The organism is Burkholderia sp. SR8 (assembly GCF_052851275.1).
In genome coordinates, this window is sequence record NZ_JAULUC010000007.1 from 176,840 (window position 1) to 197,773 (window position 20,934).

Consider the following 20,934-nt stretch of genomic DNA (forward strand, 5'->3'; position numbering starts at 1 on the left):
GCGTATGCCGGCGTCCCGCTGCCCCGAGGCACGGCATTGCACCGTGGCCTTCCGGCCCTCCTCCGGCGAACGACGGCGCCGGCATCTCGACCCGAGCGCGCCGCGTACAACGCGACGCATCAAAAAAGACGCCCGCTGCACGCAGCGGGCGCGAATCCCAGTCAAGGAGGTGTCACACGAACTACGGGCTCAGGATAAGAGCATCGCCGGCGCCGGACAACGAAGCGATTGTGATATCGATATCGTGCGCGCGGCGAACCCGTTCCGGATGAAAAAACGGCGCGCCGCCTGCATGGCGGAGCGCCGTCGCGGTAGATGCCGCGGATCGACACGGACAGCCCGGCCGCCTCGGCCGGGCCGCCCCGCCGATCACGGCTCGTGCCGCAGATACCCCTCCTTGCTCGGATCGCGCATCCGCCACGACACGATCAGCGAGATCGCGCACAGCACGGTCACGTACCAGTAGAAGGTTTCCTCGCTGCCGATCGACTTGAACCACAGTGCGACGTACTCGGCCGAGCCGCCGAAGATCGCGTTCGCGACCGCGTACGACAGGCCGACGCCCATCGCGCGCACTTCCGGCGGGAACATCTCGGCCTTGATGAGGCCGCTGATCGACGTGTAGAAGCTGACGATCGCCAGCGCGACGGTGATCAGCACGAACGCAGCCGTCGGGCTCGTCACAGTCTTCAGTGCGTGCATCAGCGGCACCGTGCCGATCACCGCGAACGCGCCGAACAGGATCATCGACGTGCGGCGGCCGATCTTGTCGGACAGCGCGCCGAACACCGGCTGCATCAGCATGTAGACGAGGAGCGCAACGGTCATCACGTTGCTGGCCGTCTTCGCGTGCATGCCGGCCGTGTTGACCAGGTACTTCTGCATGTACGTCGTGAACGTGTAGAAGATCAGCGAGCCGCCGGCCGTGAAGCCGACCACCGTGAAGAACGCGCCCTTGTGCTGCCACACGCCGCGGATCGTGCCGGCGTCCTTCTTGTCGCGCGATGCGCTCGTCGACGTTTCGTCGAGCGATTTCCGCAGGTACAGCGAGATCAGCGCGGCCGCCGCACCGACGACGAACGGAATGCGCCAGCCCCACGCTTTCAGTTCGCCTGCCGACAGCGTCTGCTGCAGGATCACGAGCACCAGCAGCGCGCACAGCTGGCCGCCGATCAGCGTCACGTACTGGAACGACGCGAAGAAGCCGCGCCGGCCCTTCAGCGCGACTTCACTCATGTAGGTCGCGCTGGTGCCGTATTCGCCGCCGACGGACAGACCCTGGAACAGCCGCGCGACCAGCAGCAGCGCCGGCGCGAGCGCGCCGATCTGCGCATAGGTCGGCAGCACCGCGATCACGAGCGAGCCGCCGCACATCATCAGCACCGAGATCATCATCGCCGCGCGGCGGCCGTGCCGGTCGGCGATGCGGCCGAACAGCCAGCCGCCGATCGGACGCATCAGGAAGCCGGCCGCGAACACGCCGGCCGTGTTCAGCAGCTGCGTCGTCGTGTTGCCGCTCGGGAAGAACGCCGGCGCGAAGTACAGCGCGCAGAACGAGTAGATGTAGAAGTCGAACCACTCGACGAGGTTGCCCGATGAGGCGCCGACGATGGCGAACACGCGCCGCCGGGTGTCATGCGCGGACAGCGCAGCTTGGTCGGTCTGGACGTCCATGGGTTGGTCTGTTCCTTTTAGTGCTTTCTGGGCGAGACGGCTCAGGGCCGCCGCGTGCGGTCGCGCGTGGCACCGGTTCCGGCGCACGGCGCTACGGGATTTTAGCGAAATGTAAAGTAACGGGCTTTCCGGGTTCGTCCGGATGTAGAAAATTTTTCTCTGGCCGAGCGCTCGTCATATGAAAACGCCAGCCCGAAGGCTGGCGTTCCATGCAAACTCTTCTCCGGCGATCAGATACGCACCTCGGGCGGCACGTAGCGGCACTCGTAGCGCTTGCGCACGGTGCCGGCCTCGTCGACGCTCTCCAGGAACACGTCGAACTGCCAGAGCCGCGCCATGTGCTTGAGCACTTCCTCGCTGTCGTTCGACAGGTGGCGGTTGTCGGTCATGAAGTGACGCAGCGTCAGGCTGCGGTCGCCGCGCGTGTTCACGGCCCACACCTGGATGTTCGGTTCGCGATGATGGATGTCGTACTGCCGCGACAGCGCCTGCCGCACGTACTGGTAACCGGATTCGTCGTGGATCGCCGACACTTCGAGCGAATCGCGCATGTCGTCGTCGAGCACCGAGAACAGCCGCATCTCGCGGATCAGGTTCGGCGACAGGTACTGCGCGATGAAGCTCTCGTCCTTGAAGTTGCGCATCGCGTAGTGCATCGCCGGCAGCCACGGCGTGCCCGCGATTTCCGGGAACCACTTGTAGTCCTCTTCCGTCGGCGCTTCGCAGATCCGGCGGATGTCGCTCATCATCGAGAAGCCGAGCGCATACGGGTTGATCCCGCTGTAGTACGGTTTCGTGACGGGCGGCTGATAGACGACGTTGCTGTGCGAATGCAGGAACTCCATCATGAAGCCGTCTTCCAGCTTCCCCTGGTTGTACAGCGTATTGAGCAGCGTGTAGTGCCAGAACGTCGCCCAGCCTTCGTTCATCACCTGCGTCTGCCGCTGCGGATAGAAGTACTGGCCGATCTTGCGCACGATGCGGATCACTTCCCGCTCCCACGGCTCGAGCAGCGGCGCGTTCTTCTCCGCGAAATACAGCAGGTTTTCCTGCGGCTCGGGCGGATAGCGCTCCTCCTGCTCCTCCATCTGCTCGGGCTTCCTGCCCGGCAGCGTGCGCCACAGCTCGTTGACCTGCGACTGCAGATACGCCTCGCGCTCGCGCCGCAGCGCGGCCTCCTTCGACAGCGAAGGCTTCTGCGGCCGCTTGTAGCGGTCGACGCCGTAGTTCATCAGCGCGTGGCACGAATCGAGCAGTTCCTCGACGCGATCGAGACCGTAGCGCTCCTCGCATTCGGCGACGTAGTTCTTCGCGTACACGAGGTAATCGATGATCGCGTGCGCGTCGGTCCACAGCCGGAACAGGTAGTTGCCCTTGAAGAACGAATTGTGTCCGTACGCCGCATGCGCGATCACGAGCGCCTGCATCGTCATCGTGTTCTCTTCCATCAGATACGCGATGCACGGGTTCGAGTTGATGACGATTTCGTATGCGAGGCCCATCTGGCCCCGGCGATAGCTTTTTTCGGTCGCGAGGAAGTGCTTGCCGAACGACCAGTGGCGATAGTTGACCGGCATCCCGACCGACGCGTACGCATCCATCATCTGTTCGGCGCTGATCAGCTCGAGCTGGATCGGGTAGATGTCGAGCTCGTATTGCTCGGCGACCTGCGAGATGTGCGTGTCGTATTCCTCGAGCAGTTCGAACGTCCAGTCGGACGGGCACGGCAACGGCTTGCGTTCGGCAACGTTCATACGCGCTTCCTTTTGCCCGGCAGCGGGCAAGTCGGCGGCCGGCGGCGCCGGTTCGGCCCGGCCGCGTTGCTGCGATGCGGCAGTGCCGGACGTGTCGTCGCCGGAAGGGCGCGGCGCGTAGCCGCGCGACTCGTTGTGCAGATGGCGGGTCGTCATGACATTTCCACCTGCTTTTCGAACAATTCGCGAAATACCGGGTAAATATCGGCAGCCGATTCGACTTTCTTCATCGCGAGATGCGGTTGCGACAGCGCCAGTTGCGCGTATTCCAGCCACAGGTTCTGCTCTTCGGGCGCGACCTGGATGTACGCGAAGTAGCGCGTCTTGGTGAGGATATCCTCTTCCAGGATTTTGCGACACTTCGGCGAATCGTCGGTCCAGTTGTCGCCGTCGGACGCCTGCGCGCCGTAGATGTTCCACTCGGTCGGCGAGTAGCGCTCGTTCATCACCTTGCGCATCAGTTCGAGCGCGCTCGACACCACGGTGCCGCCGCTTTCGGTCGAATGGAAGAAGGTATCTTCGTCGACTTCCTCGGCGCGCGTGTGGTGGCGGATGAACACGACCTCGATACGCTCGTAGTTGCGCTTCAGGAACAGGTACAACAGGATGAAGAAGCGCTTCGCGAGATCCTTGCGCTGCTCGTCCATCGAGCCCGACACGTCCATCAGGCAGAACATCACCGCCTGGCTCGACGGCTGCGGCTGCTTCACGCGGTTGATGTAGCGCAGGTCGAACGGATCGATGAACGGAATCCGCCAGATGCGCCCCTTCAGGTGATGGATCTCGGCCTCGAGCGTCGCGATTTCCGCGCGACGGTCTTCCGTGTCGCTCTTCAGCGCCTCGAGCTGCGCTTCGAGCTCGTGCAGTTCGTTCACGAGCGGCGAGCCGAGCGCGATGCGCCGGCCGAGCGCGCTTCTGAGCGAGCGCACGACGTCGATGTTGTTCGGCGTGCCTTCCGCCGACCAGCCCGCGCGCACGTTCTTCCAGCTCGGCACCGTCAGCAGGTGCGTCTTCACGAGGCGCGGCAGTTCGAGATCGTCGAAGAAGTACTGCATGAATTCGTCGCGGGACAGCTCGAACACGAAGTCGTCCTGCCCTTCGCCCTCGTTGCTCGCCTGACTGCCGCCGCCGCCCGAGCCGCCCTGCGGACGCGGAATCTTGTCGCCGCGCACGTAGTCCTCGTTGCCGGGGTGCACGTATTCGCGACGCCCGCCTGGCGCGTGCCGGAAATTCGGCTCCGCGATGTCCTTGCGCGGGATCGTGATGCTTTGCGTACTCTGGATATCCTTGATGCTACGGTCGCGCACCGCGTCGGACACGGCACGACGAATATAGTTCTTGACGCGACGCAGAAAGCGTTCGCGGTTGGCGATGCTCTTGTTCTTGCCGGCCAGCCTGCGGTCGATGATTTGATGAAGCACTCCCGGTCTCCCGCTCGAAAGTCGATATGCCGGGACGCTCGCCGCACATGCCGTCTGCCGTCATGCGGGCGGCGTCTCTGAAGTCGCCCGTGCGGACGAACCGCACGGGCGCGGTACCGCGCGCGTCATGACGACTTGCGCACGCGCAGGTACCAGTCGCAAAGCAGCCTCACCTGCTTCGGCGTATAGCCCTTCGCGACCATCCGGTTCACAAAATCCTCATGCTTGCGCTGCTCCTCCGCCGAGCCCTTCGCGTTGAACGAAATGACCGGCAACAGTTCCTCGGTATTCGAGAACATCTTCTTCTCGATCACGACCCGCAACTTCTCGTAGCTCGTCCACACGGGGTTCTTGCCGGCGTTCGCCGCCCGTGCGCGCAACACGAAATTCACGATCTCGTTGCGGTAATCCTTCGGATTGCTGATACCCGCCGGCTTCTCGATCTTCTCCAGCTCCGCGTTCAGCGCGGCGCGGTCGAAGCTCTCGCCCGTGTCGTGGTCGCGGAATTCCTGGTCCTGGATCCAGAAGTCCGCATACGTGACGTAGCGGTCGAAGATGTTCTGCCCGTACTCCGAATACGATTCGAGATAGGCCGTCTGGATCTCCTTGCCGATGAACTCCGCATAACGCGACGCGAGCACGTCCTTCACGAACGACAGGTACTTCTGCTCGGTCTCCGGCGGGAACTGCTCGCGTTCGATCTGCTGTTCGAGCACGTACATCAGGTGCACGGGGTTGGCCGCGACCTCGCTCGAGTCGAAGTTGAACACGCGCGACAGGATCTTGAACGCGAAGCGCGTCGACACGCCCGTCATCCCTTCGTCCACGCCCGCGTAGTCGCGATACTCCTGGTATGACTTCGCCTTCGGATCGGTGTCCTTCAGGTTTTCGCCGTCGTATACCTGCATCTTCGAGAACAGGCTCGAATTCTCCGGCTCGTGCAGACGCGACAGCACCGAGAACTGCGACATCATCTTCAGCGTGCCCGGCGCGCACACGGCTTCGGCGAGCGACGAATTGCGGATCAGCTTCTCGTAGATCTTCGTCTCTTCCGACACGCGCAGGCAGTACGGCACCTTCACGACGAAAATCCGGTCGAGCAGTGCCTCGTTGTTGCGGTTGTTGCGGAACGCCTTCCATTCCGACTCGTTCGAGTGCGCGAGGATCACGCCGTCGAACGGGATCGCGCCGAATCCTTCGGTGCCCTTGAAGTTGCCTTCCTGCGTGGCAGTCAGCAGCGGGTGCAGCACCTTGATCGGCGCCTTGAACATTTCGACGAATTCGAGCAGGCCCTGGTTCGCGAGACACAGGCCGCCCGAGTAGCTGTACGCATCGGCATCGTCCTGCGCGTACTGCTCGAGCTTGCGGATGTCGACCTTGCCGACGAGCGACGAGATGTCCTGGTTGTTCTCGTCGCCAGGCTCCGTCTTCGCGATGCCGATCTGCCGCAGGATCGACGGATAGCGGCGCACCACGCGGAACTGGCGGATGTCGCCGTTGTATTCGTGCAGGCGCTTGACCGCCCACGGACTCAGGATGCTCTTCAGGTAACGGCGCGGAATGCCGTACTGCTCTTCGAGGATCGGGCCGTCTTCGTCGTAGTCGAACAGCCCGAGCGGCGATTCGTTGACGGGCGACCCCTTCAGCGCATAGAACGGCACGCGCTCCATCAGTTGCTTCAGGCGCTCGGCGATCGACGACTTGCCGCCGCCGACCGGGCCGAGCAGGTAGAGGATCTGCTTCTTCTCTTCGAGCCCTTGCGCAGCGTGGCGGAAGTACGCGACCACCTGCTCGATCACTTCCTCCATTCCGTAGAACTCACGGAACGCGGGATAGACCTTGATAACCTTGTTCGCGAAGATCCGCGACAGGCGCGGGTCGTTGCGGGTATCGATTTGTTCGGGTTCCCCGATTGCAGCCAGCATGCGTTCGCCTGCCGTGGCGTACGCTGACGGATCGTTCTTGCAGAGCGCGAGATACTCCTCCAGCGAGAACTCTTCCTCTCGCGTTTTTTCGAAGCGGTTCGCGAAGCTGCTGTAAATATCCATGCTACCTCCCTCGCCTGAGTCTGAAGACGTGCCTGCCTTCGTATGACTGCGCAGAAGCAAGCGCGTTCGAATTCATCCTAAACCCTTTCTTATTTTTTTTCACGAACTCTTCGTATGAAGTTCGTCATTCTCGACAACACCGCTTGGACAACGCATTTCGACGCTTTACAATCGATCTCCCGAGCCGCAGAAACTGCATCCTTCGCGTCTCGTCGAGCATCGAATCGTCTCGTGCGTTGGATACCTCCGGCGTCGTCGCCCTCCCGTCTTCCCCCTCTGCATACCTATACGTTCGAGCGATCGCATGCGATGACGCGTCACGTGCGCCGTTACAAATTTTTTTCGCATCTTTCACGATCGCGCCGCACGCGAATGGACAGACGGAACTCGCGGTGATGCACGATCGTGGTCGCAAGTCCGTCACGCGCCGCCGAACGCGAAAACGACGACGCCCGCATGCCGCGGGCGTCGAGCGCTACCAAATGGGGGATAGATGCGCGAACTGCGCGAATCAGAACGTCTCCCAATCGTCGCCGCCGGCGGCAGCCGCAACCGCCGCCTGTGCAGGCGCGGCGGACGCGGCTACGGGTTTGCGAGCAGGCGTAGCAATTGCCGTGCGCCTCGCCGGTGCGTCCGGCAGATCGCGCACGTCTCGGTCGTCGCGCGCAGCCGCCGTTGCCGACGTCGCAGCCGGTGCGGCCGCCGCGCGCGGCGTTTGACGCACCGCAGCGGCCGCGGCCACTGCCCTGGGTGCGGCGGTGCTCGGCCGCGCCGCGTCGTCGGCGATCCGGAACACCGACGCCGCTTCGCGCAGGCGCGCCGCCTGTTCGTCGAGCGATTGCGCGGCGGCGGCGGCTTCCTCGACGAGCGCCGCGTTCTGCTGCGTGACTTCGTCCATCTGCGCGACCGCGCGCGCGACCTGGTCGATGCCGCCGCTCTGCTCCTCGGACGCGGCCGCAATCTCGCCCATGATGTCCGTCACGCGCTGCACCGCGCTGATCACGTCGCTCATCGTGCGCCCGGCTTCGTCGACCAGCGTCGAACCCGTGCGGATGCGCTCCACCGACGCGTCGATCAGCGCCTTGATTTCCTTGGCCGCGCTCGACGAGCGCTGCGCGAGGCTGCGCACCTCGCCCGCGACGACCGCGAAACCGCGCCCTTCCTCGCCGGCACGCGCGGCTTCGACGGCCGCGTTCAGCGCCAGGATGTTGGTCTGGAACGCGATTCCCTCGATGATCGCGATGATGTCCGCGATCTTCGCCGAGCTGTCGTTGATCTCGCCCATCGTGCCGACCACCTGGCCGACTACCGTATTACCCTTGTTTGCAATTTCCGACGCATTCGCGGCCAGCGAGCTTGCCTGCCGTGCATTGTCCGCGTTCTGCTTCACGGTGCCGGTCAGCTGCTCCATGCTGGACGCGGTTTCCTGCAGCGCAGCGGCCTGCTCTTCCGTGCGCGACGACAGGTCGATGTTGCCGGCCGCGATCTGCCGCGCGGCGGTCGCGATCGACTCGCTGCCGCCGCGCACGGTACGCACCGTATCGACGAGCCCGCGCTGCATCTTCGCGAGACCGTCGAGCAGCTGCCCCATTTCGTCGCGCCGCTGCACGACGATCGAGCGGCGCAGGTCGCCCGCGGCGATCGCGTCGAAATGCGCGAGCGCGTCCGCGATCGGACGACCGATCGCGCGGGTGAGCGTCAGCCACGACAGCACCGCCGCGATGAAACCGGCCGCCAGCGCGACGATCGACACCACGCGCAGCGTTTCATACACCGATTCCGCGTGATTGAAGCCCGTCTGCGCATCGCTGAACTGGAAGTTGCGCAGCGCCTCGCTCGCGTTCGCGAGTTCGTTGTACAGCACCTGGAGCTGCTTCGCGCCTTCGCCGATCCGGTCGTGGTCGCCCGCCGCGACGATGCTCCCGAACGCGTCGCAGCTGCGCTGCAGCGCCTGCCGCTTCGCGGCGACGTCCTGGGCGAGCCGGTCCTCTTCGGGCCCGCGCGGCAGCGCCAGGTATTTTTGCCACCATGCGTCGGACTGCGCGCGCATCCCGCGGCTGCGCTCCACCGCGGCAGCGGAATCGGGCGTACCGGCCAGCAGCGCCGCGCGGTCCAGCGCGAGGCGCTCGCGCGCGGCGTACATTTCCGCCACGACCACGTCGACGGCGCTCGGCATCTGGTTCGTGAAGATCGCGCGCGTCGAGTCGTTCGCCGCCGTCATCCCGTAAAGACCGAGTACGCCGATCAGCGCCAGCAGCACCGCGAGAAACGCCATCGTCAGACCGATGCGCGCGCGTATCGTCAGGTTTCGGATCACCATCATTTTTCCTGTGTTGCGTCGTCATGGACGGGCCAGGCCCGTTTTTCGAAACAATGTTTCGCTCCGATGCATTTACGACCGCTTGCCGCGCAACTTGACGGTATTGCCGTCATTTTTTTCAGCAATTCCTTAGTTCATTACAGATTGTTGAATGATGGGGACGAAACGGCGCTGGCCCGCGTCGCAGGAAGGCGGCGCAAGTGTCGGCTGCGGGCAGTCAGGAAGAAAACCGCCGGCCGCCCGCTGCCGCGGGTGCCGGCCATCGCGAACGATCCCGCGCTATTCCGCGAGTTCGGCGAGCGTGGGAATCGACGGCTGTGCGCCGGCGCGCGTGACCGACAGCGCCGCCGCGCGTTGCGCGAAACGGATCGCCGGATCGACGTCGTCGCCGGCCGCGAGCCGGGCGGCAAAGCCGCCGATGAAGGTATCGCCGGCCGCGGTCGTGTCGAGCGCGTGCACGACCGGCGCCGGATAGTGGCGCGCCGCGCCGTCGGCCGTCAGCGCGAGCACGCCGCGCGCGCCGAGCGTGATCAGCACGTTGCGTGCGCCGGCCGCCTGCAGCGCGCGTGCGGCGGCTTCCGCATCGGCCGGGTCGCGCACCGGCAGCCCGGTCAGCGCGGCCGCCTCGACTTCGTTCGGGATCAGGTAATCGACGAGCGGCAGCCAGCCGTCCGGCAGCGGCGCGACGGCCGGCGCCGGATTGAGCACCACGGTGCGGCCGAGCCGCCGGCCGGCCGACAGCGCCGCATGCACCGCATCCGGCGGCGTCTCGAGCTGGCAGATCAGCACGTCGGTCGCGGCCAGCGCGGCCTCGTGCCGCGCGACCGTCGCGGGCGTGACTTCGCCGTTGCCGCCCGCGACGATCACGATCGTGTTCTGGCTCGCGTCGTCGACGACGATCAGCGCGACGCCGGTCGACGCCGCCGCGCTCGTCGCGAGCCCCGCGCAATCGATGCCCTCCGCTTCCAGGCCCGCCCGCAGCGCGGTGCCGTGCGCATCCGCGCCGACGCAGCCGATCATCGCGACCTGCGCGCCGAGGCGCGCCGCCGCAACGGCCTGATTGCCGCCCTTGCCGCCCGCCGCCTGCGCATACGCTTGGCCGGCGAGCGTTTCGCCGGGCAACGGCAGCCGCGGCGCGCGCACGACGAGATCCATGTTGAGGCTGCCGACCACCGTCACGCGGCCGGCGCCGGCGCGGCGCGCCGTCATGCGCGCTCGCCGGGCGCGGCCGGCTCGCGGTAGATCGACGTCGATTCGCGCAGCACGAGGCGCGGCGACACGACCCGACGCCGGCTCGGCGCGGCCGACGAGCCGCCGCCGATCCGCTCGATCAGCGTCTGCGCGGCCATTTCGCCGAGCGCGCGCACCGACTGCCCGACGGTCGACAGCGCCGGATACGTGTAACGCGAGAATTCGATGTCGTCGAAGCCGATGATCGAGCAGTCGTCCGGCACGCGCAGGCCGCGCTCGGCCGCCGCGCGCAGTGCGCCGACGCCCATCAGGTCGTTGCCCGCGAAAATCGCGCTCGGGCGCACCGACTCGAACAGCCGCGACGCCGCGTGATAGCCACCGAGGCACGAGAAGTCGCTTTCCGCGATCGCGCCCGGCACGATGTCGATCCCGCGCTCGGCCATCGCGCGGATGAAGCCGTGCACGCGCATCGCGCTGACGGCCGTGTCGGTCGGCCCGGTGATGCAGCCGATCTTCGCGTGCCCGAGTTCGAGCAGGTGGCGTGTCGCCAGATACGCGCCGCGCTCGTGATCGATCTGCACGAGGTCGGCCGCGAGCCCTTCGATGTTGCGGTCGACGACGACGAGCGGCGCATGCGCGTCGGCGAGCGTCTGCGCGAGCACCGCATCCTCGCCGGCCGATGCGACGATCAGCCCGTCGATGCGCTTTTCCTGCAGCACGCGCAGGTAGTTCCGCTGCTTCACGGGATCGTCGTCCGAGTTGCAGAAGAACACGCAATAGCCGTTGGCCGCGCATTGATCCTCGATACCGCGCGCAAGCTCCGCGAAGTACGGATTCGTGCTGTTCGGCACGACGAGGCCGATCGTCGCCGTCGCGCGCGCCTTCAGCGAGCGCGCCACCGCCGACGGCACGTAGTTCAGCTCGCGGATTGCGCCCTCGACCTTCGCACGCACGTCCGCGGACACCGGCCGCGAATTGTTCACCACGTGCGAGACGGTCGTAAACGACACGCCCGCCATGGCCGCCACATCCTTGATCGTCGCCATTTCCCGTTTCTCTCTGGTCTGCTTTCTGTGTAGTTCTACCGGACGCGCGCGCGCCGGCTGCGATACGTATCGAGCACGACCGCCACCACGATCACCGCCCCGGTGATGATCCGTTTGGTCGGCTCGTTCGCGCCGATCTGCGCGAGCCCGGCGGCCAGCACCGAGATGATCAACACGCCGAAGAACGTGCTGATCACCGAGCCGCGCCCGCCCATCAGGCTCGTGCCGCCGATCACGACGGCCGCGATCACCTGCAGTTCGAGGCCCGCGCCCGCATTCGGGTCGGCGGCCTCGAGCCGCGAAATCTGAAACAGCGACGCGAGCCCCGCGAGCGCACCCATCAATGCGAATACGAGGATTTTATACGGCCGCGGGTTAACCCCGGCAAGCCGGACCGCTTCCTCGTTCGTGCCGATCCCGACCAGATAGCGCCCGAACACCGTGCGCGTCAGCACGAACTGCGCGGCGATCATCACCGCGACCGCGATCAGGAACGCCGGCGAGATGCCGAGCGCGATCGGGTTCGACAGGAAATCGAACGCGTCGCCGATGTAGGCCGTGCGCGAATTCGTCAGCTGGTACGCGACGCCGCGCGCGGCCTCCAGCACGCCGAGCGACACGATGAACGACGGAATCCGCCAGCCGACCGTGATCGCGCCCGTCAGCGAGCCCGTCGCGGTCGCGACCGCGATCCCGATCAGCGCGGCCGGCAGCGGCCCCCACTGCCATTTCAGCGCGGCCACGCTGACCATCGACGCGGCCAGCGCGAGCACCGAGCCGACCGACAGATCGATGCCGGCGATGATCAGCACGAAGGTCATCCCGACCGACATCACGACGAGATCGGGGATCTGGTTCGCGATCGTACTGAACGTATCGTAGGTCAGGAAATGCGAGCTCAGCGCCGAGAACAGCGCGATCATCGCGACGAGCGCGCCGGCGAGCCCGAGATAGTTCGACACGCCGAGCCGCGTGCCGGACAGCGTGCGCGCGCGGCGCCCGGTCACGTCCTGCTGCGCGCCGGTGTCGCTCGGGGATACGGGAGGCTGGGTCATTGCTGGGGTCCTGTCGTCGAAGTGCCGGAAGCCGCGCGCGGCGCCGCTCGCGCATCCGGATGCCGCGCGCCTTCCGGCAGCGCTTCGCGGCCGAAGCCGGCGAACGCCGCGGCCAGCAGCGCATCCTGGGTCCAGTTGCCGCGCTCGAACACGGCGGTCATGCGGCCGGCCGACATCACGCCGATCCGGTCGCAGATCAGCATCAGCTCGCGCAGGTCGCTCGATACGACGACCAGCGCGCGGCCTTCGCGCGCAAGCGCGCCCATCAGCGTGTAGATCTCGAACTTGGCGCCGACGTCGATCCCGCGGGTCGGCTCGTCGAACAGCAACACGCCCATGTCGCGCGCGAGCCAGCGGCCGATCACGACCTTCTGCTGGTTGCCGCCGGACAGTTCGCCGACCGCCTGCGCGGCGCCGTGCGTGCGGATCCGCAACGCGTCGATCTGCTGCTCGGCGAGCGCCGTCTCGCGCGCCGCGTCGACGATGCCGCCGCGCGCGAGCCGGTCGAGCTGGCCGAGCGACACGTTCGACGTGACCGATTGCGTCAGCAGCAGTCCTTCGCCCTTGCGATCCTCGGTGATCAGCGCGATGCCGTGCTTGACCGCGTCGACCGGCGAGCCGATGTTCGCCGGCTTCAGCGGATCGCCGACCGCGATCATGCCGGCATCGGGCGTATCCGCGCCGTAGATCAGCCGCAGCAATTCGGTGCGCCCGGCGCCGATCAGCCCGGAAATGCCGAAGATTTCGCCCGAGCGCACTTCGAGCGACACGTCGCGCACCGCCGTGCCGCGCGTCATGCCGGATACGACGAGGCGCGGCGCGCCGATCCGGCGCGCGCCGAGATCGATGTGCTCGCCGATCTCGCGCCCGACCATCAGCGTGACGAGCCCGTCGGACGTCGTCGCGGCCATGTCGCCGACGTGCACCAGCCGGCCATCGCGCAGCACCGCGACGCGCTCGGCGACGCGCGCGAGTTCCTCGAGCCGGTGCGAGATATAGACGATCGCGACGCCGCGCGCCTTCAGCCGGTCGATCTGCTCGAACAGCAGCTCGACCTCGCGGGCCGTCAGCATCGCGGTCGGCTCGTCGAGAATCAGCACGCGGCAGTCGCCGATCAGGTTGCGCGCGATCTCCACCATCTGCTGGTGGCCGATGCCGAGTGCGCCGACCGGCGTATCGGGATCGACCGCGTCAAGCCCGACCTGCGCCATCGCGGCGCGCGCGTCGTCACGCAGCCGCGCGCGGTCGATGATGCCGAAGCGTCGCGGCAGGCGGTTCAGAAACAGGTTTTCGGCAACGGTCAGCGTCGGCAGCAGGTTCAGCTCCTGCATCACCATGCGCACGCCGAGCGCCTCGGCCTGCGTGCGGCTCGCCGGCGCATAGGCCGCGCCGCCGAGCTGCATCGTGCCGGCGGTCGGGTCGACGAGGCCGCCGATGATCTTCGACAGCGTGCTCTTTCCCGCGCCGTTCTCGCCCGTCAGCGCGAGCGCTTCGCCGGCCGCGAGCGTCAGCGTGACGTCGGCGAGCACGGGTTCGGCATAGGTCTTGCCGACGCCGGAGACGGACAGCACGGGAACGGCTGGACGGGAAGGTTGGAAGGTCGGTTCCATCGCGATCCTGGTTGCGGCCGCGCGCGCGGCGCGCGGGTATGACGCTCACAAGTGCAGGTGCATGCAGTGGCCGTGATCGCGCTCACTCCGTATAACGGCCGCCGGGCCGGATTCTTGAGGCCGGCGGCCGTAACGGGGCGGCGTTACTTCGTCACGAGATCCACCGGCGTCTCGACCACACCGGTCATGTCGGCCTGCTTGCGATGCTCGGCGATCGCCTTGAGCGCCGTGTCGATGCCGAACACGGCCTGCTTCGCCGCGTACTGGTCGGCGGTCGCGAGCACGCGGCCGTCCTTCAGCATCGGCTTGATCGCGTTGATGTTGTCGTAGCCGACCACGAACACCTTGCCCTGCTTGCCGGCCGCGCGCACGGCCGACACGGCGCCGATCGCCATGTTGTCGTTGCCGCACAGGAGCGCGCGCAGGTTCGGATATTCGTTGAGCATCGCGGACGCGACCGCGTTGCCCTTGTCGATCTCCCATTCGCCCGACTGCACCGACACGACCTTCATCCCGCCCGCCTTCATCGCGTCCTCGAAGCCGGCCGTGCGCTGCTGCGCGTTGGTCGTCGTCGACACGCCTTCGATGATGCCGACCTGATCGCCCGCCTTCAGCCGCTTCGCGAGGTAATCGCCGATCTTGCGCGCGCCCTTGCGGTTGTCGGGGCCGACGAACGGCACGTTCAGGTTCTTCGACTTCAGCACGTCGGGGTCGAGCCGGTTGTCGATGTTCACGACGATGATGCCCGCGTCGACCGCCTTCTTCACCACCGGCACGAGCGCCTTCGAATCGGCCGGCGCGAGCACGATCGCGTCGACCTTCGACACGATCATCTGCTCGACGATGCGAATCTGGTTCGCGGTGTCGGTCTCGTCCTTGATGCCGTTCGTGATCAGGTCGAACTGGCCGGCGTTGTGCTTCTGGTATTCCTTCGCGCCGTTTTCCATCGTCAGGAAGAACTCGTTGGCGAGCGACTTCATCACGAGCGCGACCTTCGGCTTGGCCGCAGACTGCGCGTGAACGGCGGCCGGTGCGGCAAAGACCGCGGCGGCGGCAAGCGCGGCGGTCAGGAAGCGACGGCGAAACAGGACATTCATACACATCTCCTGGCGACTGGCCCGACGGGCCGGATTGTTGTTTGAGTGTTGTTTTAATGTGAGCAAACGTTTGCGCCACACTACCCGGACAATGGCCATCGATGCTGCTTGTCGGTACCAAGGAATGGAAGCGAGGCAGACGGCCGACTGCCTGGCGCGTGCTGTCGTCGACGCGCCACCGCCGGCGAGAGCGCCGGCGGAGTGAAGGCTATGCTGTACCGTTTCGGTGCAACGCGCAACCCGTCTGATCAATATTTAAGGGTTTATTCGGAGCGCGTCGTCGCTCGCACCGGTTGCGGCGTGTTACGCCGGATGCATCGCCGCTTCGTGAAGCGCGCACAGCCGGACGCCGCCGCGTGGCCATGCGATGCTTGCGGCGGGCGCATGCCGCGCCCGCCGCCCATCGGCTGCGCGGTCAGACCGCTTCGCGCAGCAGCCCCGCGATTTCCGCTTCGTTCAGGTGCGGCGCGAACATCTCGATCAGCCGGTACGCATACGCGCGCAGGAACGCGCCCTTGCGCAGCCCGACGCGCGTCGTGCTCGCCTCGAACAGGTGCTGCGTGTCGAGCGCGACGAGCCCCGTGTCGCGCTGCGGATCGAACGCCATCGCCGCGACGACGCCGATCCCCATCCCGAGTTCGACGTAGGTCTTGATCACGTCCGCGTCGATCGCGGTCAGTACGACGTCGGGCACGGCGCCGGCCTGCGCGAACGCCTGGTCGATGTGCGAGCGGCCGGTGAAGTCCTGGTCGTACGTGATGATCGGGTACTCGGCGATTTCGTCGAGCGTCAGGTTCTCGCGGCCGACGAGCGGATGGCCCTTCGGCACGACGACCGTGTGATGCCACGAGTAGCACGGGAACGTGACGATGTCCGGATAGCGATCGAGCGCTTCGGTCGAGATGCCGAGATCGGCTTCGCCGTTCAGGATCATCTGCGCGATCTGCTGCGGGCTGCCCTGGCGCAGCGCGAGATGCACCTTCGGGAACACGTCGGTGAACTGGCGGATCACCTTCGGCAGCGCGTAGCGCGCCTGCGTGTGCGTCGTCGCGACGACGAGGTGGCCGCTGTCCTGATCCGCGAACTGGCGCGCGACGCGGCGCAGGTTCTCCGCGTCGAGCAGCATCCGCTCGATCAGCTGGTGCACCGCCTTGCCCGGTTCGGTAAGCCCGGTGAGCCGCTTGCCGCGGCGGATGAAGATGTCGACGCCCAGTTCATCCTCGAGATCCTTGATCTGCTTCGACACGCCCGACTGCGACGTGTACAGCACGTTCGCGACTTCCGTCAGGTTCATGTTCTGGCGCACGGCTTCTCGCACGAAACGCAATTGCTGAAAATTCATGGGTATGCCTCTTAGGCTGTCGTTGTTCGAATGTCGATCCGGAGCGGTATCCGCCCTCTTCTCTTTGCCGGGCCCGGGCGTCAGTGTGCGGGAAAGACGCGCACCGCGCGCGGCACGGCCGTCGCGCCGTCGCCGACCTGCAGTTCGAGCGCACGCCACGCGTCGCGGTCGAGTTCCGCTTCGAGCGCGCCACCGGTGCGCGCCTCCAGCTCGATGCGCACCGAGCCGCCGAGCGGAATCACGCGGCGCACGTCGACCGCGATGCCGTCGCGATGGCCGTCGCCGGCCGGCCACAGCTGCAGGTCGTGCGGCCGCACGTACGCGTTCGCGGGACCCGCGAAATCGGCGTCGACCGCGATCGGCGCGGCCGCGCCGTCGGCGACGAAGCCGCGGCCGGCGACCGTGCCCGGCAGCCGGTTCGCCGCGCCGAGAAACTCGTAGACGAACGCGCTTTGCGGATGATCGTAGACGTCCTGCGGGCTGCCGACCTGCTCGACGCGACCGCGGTTCAGCACGACGATCCGGTCGGCCACTTCGAGCGCTTCCTCCTGGTCGTGCGTGACGAAGATCGTCGAGATGTGCAGGTCGTCGTGCAGCCGGCGCAGCCAGCCGCGCAGTTCCTTGCGCACCTTCGCGTCGAGCGCGCCGAACGGCTCGTCGAGCAGCAGCACCTTCGGCTCGACCGCGAGCGCGCGGGCCAGCGCGATCCGCTGGCGCTGGCCGCCCGACAGCTCGGACGGATAGCGCTGCGCGAGCCAGTCGAGCTGCACCAGCTTCAGCAGCTCGTGCACCTTGTCCCGGATCACGGCCTCCGACGGCCGCTCGCGGCGCGGCTTCACGCGCAGACCGAACGCGACGTTCTCGAACACGGTCATGTGGCGGAACAGCGCGTAATGCTGGAACACGAAGCCGACCTGGCGATCGCGCGCGCCGACCGACGCGACGTCGAGCCCCTGCAGCACGACCTGGCCGGCGTCCGCGTGCTCGAGGCCCGCGATCACGCGCAGCAGCGTGGTCTTGCCGCAGCCGGACGGCCCGAGCAGCGCGACGAGCTCGCCCGGCGGGAAGTCGAGCGACACGTTGTCGAGCGCGGTGAAATCGCCGAAGCGCTTCTGAAGATGACGGACGGTGATACCCATTCTGGTTGCCTCTTTACGATTTCGACGAAACGGCGGCGACGGGGCCGGCATGAGCGGGAACGTCATCGCGTGCGCCGGCCAGTTCGGCGGCGAGATGACGCTCGGCGAGCAGCTTCAGCGCGAGCGTGACGAGCGCGAGCAGCGCCAGCACCGACGCCACCGCGAACGCCGCCGCGAAGTTGTATTCGTTGTACAGGATCTCGACGTGCAGCGGCATCGTGTCGGTCACGCCGCGGATGTGGCCTGACACGACCGACACCGCACCGAACTCGCCCATCGCGCGCGCGTTGCACAGGATCACGCCGTACAGCAGCCCCCACTTCACGTTCGGCAGCGTCACGCGCCGGAAGATCTGCCAGCCCGACGCGCCGAGCACGCGCGCGGCCTCTTCCTCGTCGGTGCCCTGCGCCTGCATCAGCGGGATCAGCTCGCGCGCGACGAACGGGAACGTGACGAAGATCGTCGCGAGCACGATGCCCGGCACCGCGAAGATGATCTGCACGTCGTGATCCTGCAGCCACGGGCCGAGCCAGCCCTGCGCGCCGAACAGCAGCACGTAGACGAGGCCCGAGATCACCGGCGATACCGAAAACGGCAGATCGATCAGCGTGGTCAGCAGCGCCTTGCCGCGGAATTCGAACTTCGCGATCGCCCACGACGCGCACACGCCGAACACGAGGTTCAGCGGCACCGCGATCACGGCGACCGTCAGCGTCAGCTTGATCGCCGACCACGCGTCGGGATCGGCGAGCGATTCGAGATAGAAGCCGACGCCCTTACGCAGCGCCTCGAAGAACACCGCGGCGAGCGGCACCACGAGGAAGAACGCGAGGAACGCCAGCGCGATGCCGATCAGCAGCCAGCGCACCGCGCGCGGCTCGCCGACGGGATCGAGCTGCTTCGCGGCGCGCGCACGCGCGGCGGACGGGTTGTTCAGCACGGCGGTGGACTCCTGGCTCATTGCTGGCCTCCGGCGGCGGTCGCGGCAACGGTGATCGTCGCGGGCGCGGGGCCGCTCGCCCCCTTGCTCGTCCGGCGCTGCAGATACCACTGCAGCGTGTTGATCAGAAGCAGCATCAGGAACGACACGACCAGCATCACGACCGCCAGCGCGGTCGCGCCCGCGTAGTCGTACTGCTCGAGCTTCGTGATGATCAGCAGCGACGTGATCTCGGATTTCATCGGCACATTGCCGGCGATGAAGATCACCGATCCGTATTCGCCGAGCGCGCGCGCGAACGCGAGCGCGAAGCCGGTGAGCAGCGCCGGCAGCACCGACGGCAGCACGACGCGGCGGAACGTCAGCCAGCGCGATGCGCCGAGGCACGCGGCGGCCTCTTCCTGCTCGCGCTCGAAATCCTCGAGCACCGGCTGCACGGTGCGCACGACGAACGGCAGCCCGATGAAGGTCAGCGCGACCAGCACGCCGACCGGCGTGAACGCGATCTTGATGCCGAACGGCGCGAGATACTGGCCGACCCAGCCGTTGGTCGCATAGACGGCGGCGAGCGAGATGCCCGCGACCGACGTCGGCAGCGCGAACGGCAGGTCGACGATCGCGTCGACGAGGCGCTTGAACGGGAACGTGTAGCGCACGAGCACCCACGCGACGAGAAAGCCGAACACGGCGTTGATCACGGCGCCGCCGAGTGCGGCGGAGAACGTCAGCCGGTACGACGCGAGCACGCGCGGCGACGTGACGGCCGTGACGAACTGGTCCCACGACAGCGTCGCGGTCTTCAGGAACGTGGCGGCGAGCGGGATCAGCACCACGAGGCTCAAATAGGCCACCGTGATGCCGAGCGTCACGCCGAAACCGGGCAGCGCGCTCGGCTTGCGAAAGGTGTACGTCGTCATCGGATGCTCTTGCTGGGTCGATGCTGCTCATGGGTCCGACGCAAACGCCGGCGCGGAGTGTTCTCGCGCCGGCGGCCCGTCGGGGATGCGGCGCGCTGTCGTGGCGCGCCGCTGTCGTTATGGTGTGACTGCGTGCGTTACTGCGGCTTGTAGATCGAATCGAACACGCCGCCGTCCGCGAAATGCGTCTTCTGCGCATTCGTCCAGCCGCCGAACGTGTCGTCGACCGTGTACAGCTTCAGCTTCGGGAACTGCTTCGTCAGCTCCGCCGGCACGTTCTTCGAACGCGGACGGTAGTAGTTGCGCGCCGCGATCTCCTGGCCCTGCGGGCTGTACAGGAAATTCAGGTACGCCTCGGCCAGCTTGCGCGTGCCCTTCTTGTCGACCACCTTGTCGACCACCGCGACCGGCGGCTCGGCCAGGATGCTCACCGACGGCACGACGATCTCGAACTTGTCGGTGCCGAATTCCTTGATCGACAGGAACGCCTCGTTTTCCCATGCGATCAGCACGTCGCCGATCCCGCGCTGCACGAAGCTCGTCGTCGCACCCCGTGCGCCCGAATCGAGCACGCCGGCGTTCTTGTACAGCTTCGTCACGAATTCCTTTGCGCTCTGCTCGTTGCCGCCGGGCTTGTGCACGGCGTACGCCCATGCCGCCAGATAGTTCCAGCGCGCGCCGCCCGAGGTCTTCGGATTCGGCGTGACGATCGAGACGCCCGGCTTGGTCAGGTCGTCCCAGTCCTTGATCCCCTTCGGGTTGCCCTTGCGCACCAGGAACACGATCGTCGACGTGTACGGCGACGCGTTGTCGGGCAGGCGCTTTTGCCAGTCCTTGTTGACGAGACCCTTGTTGGCGAGCGCATCGATGTCGTACGCGAGCGCCAGCGTGACGACGTCGGCCTGCAGGCCGTCGAGCACCGAGCGCGCCTGCGCGCCCGAGCCGCCGTGCGACTGCTTGAAGTTGACCGTCTCGCCCGTCTTCGCCTTCCACTCCTTGCCGAACGCCTGGTTGAAATCCTGATACAGCTCGCGCGTCGGGTCGTACGACACGTTCAGGAACGTCGTATCGGCCTGCGCATGCGTCGCGACGCCGAGCGCCGCCGCCGCGCCCAGCGCGAGTGTTGCGATCAGGCGGCCCACTCCGCCCACCAGCCCCGTATTGCGCTTCGCCATCCTTGGTTCTCCAGTGTTGTCGGTATTGCGATGTCGGGCCAGTCTATCGAACGGGTTACATGATTAAAAATAATCGTTCTTCATTTTTTAATACTCAAAAGTGCTAACGCAGACTGGACGGACGGTTGCGGCAGACGAACCGCCGTCCGGACGTCGCGAAATGACGCCGGAACCGGCGCGATCGCGTCGAACCTCAAGTAACGCT

At 66.4% G+C, this 20,934-nt stretch carries 15 protein-coding genes; all 15 read right to left on the reverse strand.

Features of this window, described 5'->3' with window-relative positions:
* Positions 1–369: 369 nt before the first annotated feature.
* The 15 genes from Q3A80_RS11395 to Q3A80_RS11465 all read right to left on the reverse strand — a co-directional run bounded on the left by Q3A80_RS11395 (position 370) and on the right by Q3A80_RS11465 (position 20,729).
* A complete protein-coding gene (locus Q3A80_RS11395) occupies positions 370–1,674 on the reverse strand; it encodes an MFS family transporter (RefSeq protein WP_446329143.1) in 1,305 nt (434 codons plus the stop codon).
* 230 nt (positions 1,675–1,904) lie between these two features.
* Positions 1,905–3,584 carry a SpoVR family protein gene (locus tag Q3A80_RS11400; RefSeq protein ID WP_446329144.1) on the reverse strand — a complete coding sequence of 560 codons (1,680 nt, stop codon included), beginning with the start codon at positions 3,582–3,584 and terminating at the stop codon, positions 1,905–1,907.
* Positions 3,581–4,849 (reverse strand): YeaH/YhbH family protein, encoded by a 1,269-nt coding sequence (locus Q3A80_RS11405; RefSeq protein ID WP_446329145.1) that lies wholly within the window; start codon positions 4,847–4,849, stop codon positions 3,581–3,583. The genes Q3A80_RS11400 and Q3A80_RS11405 overlap by 4 nt, the downstream gene beginning before the upstream one ends.
* Before the next feature lie 125 nt (positions 4,850–4,974).
* Complete coding sequence (locus tag Q3A80_RS11410) at positions 4,975–6,897, reverse strand: PrkA family serine protein kinase (protein WP_446329146.1); 1,923 nt, start codon at positions 6,895–6,897, stop codon at positions 4,975–4,977.
* Positions 6,898–7,408: 511 nt separating this feature from the next.
* Complete coding sequence (locus Q3A80_RS11415; protein ID WP_446329147.1) at positions 7,409–9,217, reverse strand: methyl-accepting chemotaxis protein; 1,809 nt, start codon at positions 9,215–9,217, stop codon at positions 7,409–7,411.
* Between the two features lie 279 nt (positions 9,218–9,496).
* Positions 9,497–10,426 (reverse strand): ribokinase, encoded by a 930-nt coding sequence (gene rbsK, locus Q3A80_RS11420; RefSeq protein WP_446329148.1) that lies wholly within the window; start codon positions 10,424–10,426, stop codon positions 9,497–9,499.
* The gene (locus Q3A80_RS11425; RefSeq protein WP_446329149.1) at positions 10,423–11,454 is read right to left on the reverse strand and encodes a LacI family DNA-binding transcriptional regulator; all 1,032 of its coding nucleotides are present in this window, start codon (positions 11,452–11,454) and stop codon (positions 10,423–10,425) included. The genes rbsK and Q3A80_RS11425 overlap by 4 nt, the downstream gene beginning before the upstream one ends.
* A gap of 35 nt (positions 11,455–11,489) precedes the next feature.
* Positions 11,490–12,509: an ABC transporter permease gene (locus Q3A80_RS11430; RefSeq protein WP_446329150.1), complete on the reverse strand. Its 1,020-nt coding sequence runs from the start codon at positions 12,507–12,509 to the stop codon at positions 11,490–11,492.
* The gene (locus Q3A80_RS11435; protein ID WP_446329151.1) at positions 12,506–14,119 is read right to left on the reverse strand and encodes a sugar ABC transporter ATP-binding protein; all 1,614 of its coding nucleotides are present in this window, start codon (positions 14,117–14,119) and stop codon (positions 12,506–12,508) included. The genes Q3A80_RS11430 and Q3A80_RS11435 overlap by 4 nt, the downstream gene beginning before the upstream one ends.
* A 143-nt stretch (positions 14,120–14,262) precedes the next feature.
* Complete coding sequence (locus Q3A80_RS11440; protein WP_446329152.1) at positions 14,263–15,216, reverse strand: substrate-binding domain-containing protein; 954 nt, start codon at positions 15,214–15,216, stop codon at positions 14,263–14,265.
* Between the two features lie 415 nt (positions 15,217–15,631).
* On the reverse strand, positions 15,632–16,558 hold the full coding sequence (locus Q3A80_RS11445) for a CysB family HTH-type transcriptional regulator (protein WP_059606665.1): 927 nt from the start codon (positions 16,556–16,558) through the stop codon (positions 15,632–15,634).
* 80 nt (positions 16,559–16,638) lie between these two features.
* The gene (locus tag Q3A80_RS11450; protein WP_446329153.1) at positions 16,639–17,697 is read right to left on the reverse strand and encodes a sulfate/molybdate ABC transporter ATP-binding protein; all 1,059 of its coding nucleotides are present in this window, start codon (positions 17,695–17,697) and stop codon (positions 16,639–16,641) included.
* 13 nt (positions 17,698–17,710) lie between these two features.
* A complete protein-coding gene (cysW, locus tag Q3A80_RS11455; protein WP_446329154.1) occupies positions 17,711–18,658 on the reverse strand; it encodes a sulfate ABC transporter permease subunit CysW in 948 nt (315 codons plus the stop codon).
* On the reverse strand, positions 18,655–19,554 hold the full coding sequence (cysT, locus tag Q3A80_RS11460; RefSeq protein ID WP_446329155.1) for a sulfate ABC transporter permease subunit CysT: 900 nt from the start codon (positions 19,552–19,554) through the stop codon (positions 18,655–18,657). The genes cysW and cysT overlap by 4 nt, the downstream gene beginning before the upstream one ends.
* 137 nt (positions 19,555–19,691) lie before the next feature.
* Entirely contained in the window at positions 19,692–20,729 is a 1,038-nt protein-coding gene (locus tag Q3A80_RS11465; RefSeq protein WP_446329156.1) for a sulfate ABC transporter substrate-binding protein, read from the reverse strand.
* Positions 20,730–20,934 lie beyond the last annotated feature (205 nt).

Excerpts from the sequence above, each read along its gene's own strand:
- Q3A80_RS11395 (WP_446329143.1), bottom strand. The coding sequence starts at position 1,674 with ATGGACGTCCAGACCGACCAAGCTGCGCTGTCCGCGCATGACACCCGG.
- Q3A80_RS11400 (WP_446329144.1), bottom strand. The coding sequence starts at position 3,584 with ATGACGACCCGCCATCTGCACAACGAGTCGCGCGGCTACGCGCCGCGC.
- Q3A80_RS11410 (WP_446329146.1), bottom strand. The coding sequence starts at position 6,897 with ATGGATATTTACAGCAGCTTCGCGAACCGCTTCGAAAAAACGCGAGAG.
- Q3A80_RS11415 (WP_446329147.1), bottom strand. The coding sequence starts at position 9,217 with ATGGTGATCCGAAACCTGACGATACGCGCGCGCATCGGTCTGACGATG.
- rbsK (WP_446329148.1), bottom strand. The coding sequence starts at position 10,426 with ATGACGGCGCGCCGCGCCGGCGCCGGCCGCGTGACGGTGGTCGGCAGC.
- Q3A80_RS11425 (WP_446329149.1), bottom strand. The coding sequence starts at position 11,454 with ATGGCGACGATCAAGGATGTGGCGGCCATGGCGGGCGTGTCGTTTACG.
- Q3A80_RS11430 (WP_446329150.1), bottom strand. The coding sequence starts at position 12,509 with ATGACCCAGCCTCCCGTATCCCCGAGCGACACCGGCGCGCAGCAGGAC.
- Q3A80_RS11435 (WP_446329151.1), bottom strand. The coding sequence starts at position 14,119 with ATGGAACCGACCTTCCAACCTTCCCGTCCAGCCGTTCCCGTGCTGTCC.
- Q3A80_RS11440 (WP_446329152.1), bottom strand. The coding sequence starts at position 15,216 with ATGAATGTCCTGTTTCGCCGTCGCTTCCTGACCGCCGCGCTTGCCGCC.
- Q3A80_RS11445 (WP_059606665.1), bottom strand. The coding sequence starts at position 16,558 with ATGAATTTTCAGCAATTGCGTTTCGTGCGAGAAGCCGTGCGCCAGAAC.
- Q3A80_RS11450 (WP_446329153.1), bottom strand. The coding sequence starts at position 17,697 with ATGGGTATCACCGTCCGTCATCTTCAGAAGCGCTTCGGCGATTTCACC.
- cysW (WP_446329154.1), bottom strand. The coding sequence starts at position 18,658 with ATGAGCCAGGAGTCCACCGCCGTGCTGAACAACCCGTCCGCCGCGCGT.
- cysT (WP_446329155.1), bottom strand. The coding sequence starts at position 19,554 with ATGACGACGTACACCTTTCGCAAGCCGAGCGCGCTGCCCGGTTTCGGC.
- Q3A80_RS11465 (WP_446329156.1), bottom strand. The coding sequence starts at position 20,729 with ATGGCGAAGCGCAATACGGGGCTGGTGGGCGGAGTGGGCCGCCTGATC.